The 1,433-nt window shown below is 49.2% G+C and carries 1 protein-coding gene and 1 pseudogene; both read left to right on the top strand.

The window, feature by feature from the left end:
* Positions 1-247 (top strand): annotated as a pseudogene (locus D5S03_RS04805) (type IV toxin-antitoxin system AbiEi family antitoxin domain-containing protein); the annotation flags it as partial.
* Positions 248-429: 182 nt separating this feature from the next.
* On the top strand, positions 430-1,212 hold the full coding sequence (locus tag D5S03_RS04800; protein WP_287042825.1) for a nucleotidyl transferase AbiEii/AbiGii toxin family protein: 783 nt from the start codon (positions 430-432) through the stop codon (positions 1,210-1,212).
* The last annotated feature ends 221 nt before the right edge of the window (positions 1,213-1,433 follow it).

Here is a 1,433-nt window from a genome sequence, read left to right as displayed (position 1 = left end):
CTATTTCCGCCGCCCGAGTGCAGACAACCGGGCAACCCCCTATGCGACCAGAGAAAAGGCGCTGCTGGATCTGCTCTATCTTTATCCCTTCTATAATACAGAGTCCCAGCTTCTCGAACTCCGGCTCGATCGGGATATACTGCGTACGAACTGGGACAGGCGGACATGGCTGTCAATGGGAAAGAGCTTTCAATGTGCACGCCTTGAAAAGCGCATGCAATTACTGGAAAAGGTGTATAACCTATGATCTCAATCGAGCGTAAGCATTCAGGAGGATGCCGAAAACGGCCTGGGGACAGTCCCCGCGACACCTTTACCTCCACAAACAGAACAATTACAGATGCGAAGTTTAGTGCACCTGCACAGATATTACCCAGCGGGGACAGTCCCCAAGCCTGGTGCCTGCAATCTCAACCGAGGTCCACCTGAATGCTTACAATCGAGCAGCTCAAAAATTTCTATCCGGCTTCAATGGCTGAGAATGCGGGTTTTCAAAAGGATATCCTCAAAGAGTATGTGCAGCTGTTAACCCTGGATTATCTTTCCTCCACAGAGCACATCCGAAAAATGACCTTTATCGGAGGCACGAACCTGCGTCTGACCAAGGGCATAGATCGTTTTTCCGAAGACTTGGATTTTGACTGCAAAAACCTGACTGAAGAAGAGTTCATCCGGATGTCAGATGATGTTCTTACCTTCCTGCAGCGCAGCGGGTTTAACGTTAAGGCCAGAGCCCGAGAAAAGAGCGGGTTGAAGGCGTTTCGACGCAGCCTGTATTTTCCGGAGCTTCTGTCTAACTTGGGCATTTCCGGACATCGCGAAGCGCGATTTCTCCTGAAACTTGAAGCCCAGGATCAGCAGATTCCCTATGAGCCGGCTATGGAATTCATCAAGGGCTGCGGTTTTTTTTTCCCATTTCCAGTTCCGTCCGAAGCAGTGCTGTGTGCCATGAAGATAGCCGCCATGTTAGACAGGGGCAAGGGACGTGATTATTACGACGTCATGTTCCTGCTGTCACGGACAGAACCGGATTATCAGTTTCTTGGGCATGGTTTTGCTATTCACAACCTTGCCGAGCTTAAGGCTGCTGTTGAAAAGTCGCTGCAGGCAGTTGATCTGCGCCAAAAACAAAAGGATTTCGAGCACCTTCTGTTTCATCGTGACCACAGCCGGCGCATCCTGCATTTTGCTGAGTTTATTCGTTCCTTGTAATATAGGGTTTTAACCACAGCTGCGCTGCGGCAGTTGCGCTGTTCCTGGTTCTTGGTTCTGCGGCTGCGCTGCGGTTCCTGGTTCTTGGTTCTTGGTTTTTAACAAAGAACGAAGAACTAAGAACAAGGAACGAATAACTGTTCCTGGTTAACGAAGAACAAAGAACAAGAAAGAACTGCAACCAGGAAGATATAACATCCTTACGGTTTTAAGGCGGTGAT

The sequence above is a fragment of the Desulfonatronospira sp. MSAO_Bac3 genome (genome assembly GCF_003838035.1).
Classification (GTDB): Bacteria; Desulfobacterota; Desulfovibrionia; order Desulfovibrionales; family Desulfonatronovibrionaceae; genus Desulfonatronospira; species Desulfonatronospira thiodismutans.
This window is presented reverse-complemented; position numbering and strand designations above follow the sequence as displayed.